Source organism: Chrysiogenia bacterium, assembly GCA_020434085.1.
Classification (GTDB): Bacteria; JAGRBM01; JAGRBM01; order JAGRBM01; family JAGRBM01; genus JAGRBM01.
This window is the reverse complement of record JAGRBM010000331.1, coordinates 1-3,021: the sequence shown is the minus strand read 5'-3', so window position 1 is coordinate 3,021 and position 3,021 is coordinate 1. Positions and strand designations below refer to the sequence as shown.

General features: G+C 63.7%; 2 protein-coding genes. Both read right to left on the bottom strand.

Features of this window, described 5'->3' with window-relative positions:
- Nucleotides 1-1,346, bottom strand: a 1,346-nt coding sequence (locus tag KDH09_11435) for a hypothetical protein (GenBank protein ID MCB0220300.1), incomplete at its 3' end; no start/stop codon positions are given.
- A 72-nt stretch (nucleotides 1,347-1,418) separates the two neighbouring features.
- The gene (locus KDH09_11430; GenBank protein MCB0220299.1) at nucleotides 1,419-2,777 is read right to left on the bottom strand and encodes a hypothetical protein; all 1,359 of its coding nucleotides are present in this window, start codon (nucleotides 2,775-2,777) and stop codon (nucleotides 1,419-1,421) included.
- Nucleotides 2,778-3,021: the final 244 nt, after the last annotated feature.

Sequence of the window (3,021 nt, the reverse complement as noted above, 5' to 3'; positions counted from 1 at the left end):
TTTTGTTGCGCATCCGTTCCATCCGTTGACCTGCCCTGTGAGATTCGAATCGGTGCCTGAAGCACGTGATAGAAACCGCGGCCGCCGCGCTCGGGAAATCCGGGCAGCGATGCAATGAGAATTCCGAAGTGATAGGTGCGCGCCTGCAGATCTTCCCAGCCGAGGAGCTCCCAGCCGAGCTCGGGATAACCGCCGGGTTCGGCCTCGGGCGGATTGGCCGGATCTGGGCCGTCGATGAGGTGCACGCGCGGCGCGATCGGAATGTCTTTTTCCATGCTCAGCACGGCGACGAGGTTGATGCCCTCGCCGGTCTCGAAGTACCAGAACTCATCGCCCAGGGAGAGCGAGCGTTCCGAGGCAAGCATCTTGCCGTCGATGAGCACGCCCCCGGGATGGGCGCTGGTCGAGAGGCGAATGCCGAGCTTGTCGCGGTAATCCATGCTGGCCACGGCATCCAGGCTGGAGGTGAAGAGCGCCGCGGCCTGCGGCAGGTGGACGGCCACGCGGATCTCCCACACGCGCGCGTAGTAGAGGTAGGTGACATCCGCGCTGATCGTCAGTCCCGGCACCGGCGTCATGACCGAGTGGATCTCGCGCACGATTCGCACCGGGCCCACACGCACCGCGCTCAGCGTGCTCTCGAGATCGTCCTCGTCAATTCCGATGGAGACCAGATCGCCCAGCGTGCGGGCGGTGAAACGAAACTTCTGCCGGTCGAGGATGTTCTCCCCCACCAGGCTCTTCATGTCGTGGGAAACGAAGTAGTCGGCAATGAGCGGATTGCGCGGCTCGTAGCGGATGTCGTACCCCTCGGCGCTCACCTGGTCCTCGGCGCTCGAGTAACGCACGTAACGCCGAGAAACGCGCGCGCTGCGTTCGGCGACAACGAAGTAAACCCAGCCCGGCCGGCTCAGGTAGCTCGACTCCGCCGAGACCGGTACCAGCCGGCCGCGCACGTCGGAGAGCTGCTCGTCGCTGCAGGGCGGCCCAAGGTCGCCGATCATCATCACGATCTCGTCGTTTTCATCGATCACGCCCGGGGATTCTTCGGCGTCGGCGGAATCTCCCGCGGAGGCGCGGACGTGTCCGGCCGCATCGAATTCATCGACCTGAAAAAGCACCGGGGCGATGCGATCATCGCCGGTGCAGGCAAAGGCCGAGAGCTGCAGGGGATTGACACCGAGCAGGTCGGGCACCTGATCGGCCTTGATCACCAAAGGCAGTACGGAGGTATTGGTGGGCGCACTGCTGGAGAGCGCCAATGCGCGCATCGCACTGACGAGCAGACCCAGCGCCGCTACTGCGAAAATGCAGCAGGCGCCCATGACGTTTTTGGACCGGCCCATGCAGGACCCCCTCCCGAGTGCCTTCAGGCCCGAACGAACGTGTTGAACAAGATGCTGGACTTGCTGATCAGTCTAGTTGGATTCGCCCGCCGCGTCATCCCCGCGGAGTGTTGCCCTGACGAGGGGTTTCTTCGTAATCGTGTTGGAGAACCCGTCCCCGCCGCCCTCGGGAAACGAGGGAAGCATGCCGATATCGATGGCAAAGGCGTACCAGCGGGCCTCCAGGTCCTGCCAGCCCAGCAGGCCGTAGCCGATCTGGGGGAGTCCGCCGGGAACCCGCTCGGGCGGCCAGGCGAATTCCTCGCCCTCACCGTCGGAGAAACGCGCCGTGGGGCGCAGGTTCAGGCCCTCTTCCATGTGGAGCACGGCAACATGATTGATGCCCTCACCGGTGAGCAGGAACCAGCGCTTGTCGCCCAGATCGAACTGCTTCTCCATCGCGGCCGTGCGCCCGTCGACCACCGCGCCCTGGGGCAGGCCGCTGGTGGAAATGCGAACGCCGCGCGCATCGATGTAATCCATGGCCAGAAACAGATCGAGGCTGGAGACGAAGAGCGCCGCGGCCTTTGGAATCTGGAACTCTACTTCGGCCTGAAAGAGTCGCTCGTAATTGAGAAACCGCACCTTTGCCGGAATCTTGAGCCCGGGCACCGGCTGCACATCGAGCTTGAGCTCGCGCACAACGCGCACGGGCCCGGCGCGCGCGGAAAGCAACGTGCCGCCGATCTCTTCCTCGGTCATGTGCAGTTGAACCAGCGCGCCCAGCGCCTTGGCAACCATGCGTACCTTCATGCGGTCGAGCACATTCTTGTTCTCGCGGCCGCGCAGCTCATGCAGGACGAACGAGCTGATCATGTGCGGGTGCTCAATCGAATAAGCCATGTCGTATGCCGGGGTCGAGATGTTCTGCCGGGACTTGTCGAAGCGCACCGCGGTGCTCGACGGCACATGGCCGCGCTCGGCCGAGAGCACATACAGATAGGCCTTGTCCTTGAAGGAGCCGCCGCTTGCTTCAAGCTCCACGAGCTTGCCGCGCGCGCGGCCGAGCTGCTCTTCGCCGCAGCGTTCGCCCAGATCTCGTTGCATGAAGACAATCTGGTCGTTGTCGTCGATGAGGCCGGGTTGCTCGTCGGCGCTCACTTCGGGGAGCGCATCGCCCGAGACCACCCGGTTCTGGGGATTGATCTCATCGACCTGGAAAACCACCGGTGTCGTCTTGCCCGCCGCGCAACGGAATGCCGTCAGGCCCAGCAGGCTCTGACCGCCAAGGCCGGGGATCTGTCTGCCTTCGATGACGAGCGGCAACACGCTGACGTTGTTGGGTGTATTGCTGACGTTGTCGGATGCGAGGGCGCGAAGTGGGACGAAACACACCGGCACAAGAAGTGTGACGATCGCAGCAAGGCGAAGCAGGTGCGGTGCCGATGACATGGTTCTCTTTCGGGAGAGGCGGGTCCGATGGAGAGGTAATAGCGCTTGCGCCACGTACGACCGATCTGTTCCCCACCCATTTACTGTCAGATCAATCTAACTGGCCACCTCACCGGCAGGCAAGCTGGACGGGGGCGTATCGGCTGTGGGGGCGAGGCGCTCAGGCTTCGTCGAGAAGTTGCGAGACTTCGCGCTCGATGCGGTCGCGGATGTCGGCAAAGTGGCTGCGGATTTCCTGCGCCGA

Excerpts from the sequence above, each read along its gene's own strand:
- KDH09_11430 (MCB0220299.1), bottom strand. The coding sequence starts at position 2,777 with ATGTCATCGGCACCGCACCTGCTTCGCCTTGCTGCGATCGTCACACTT.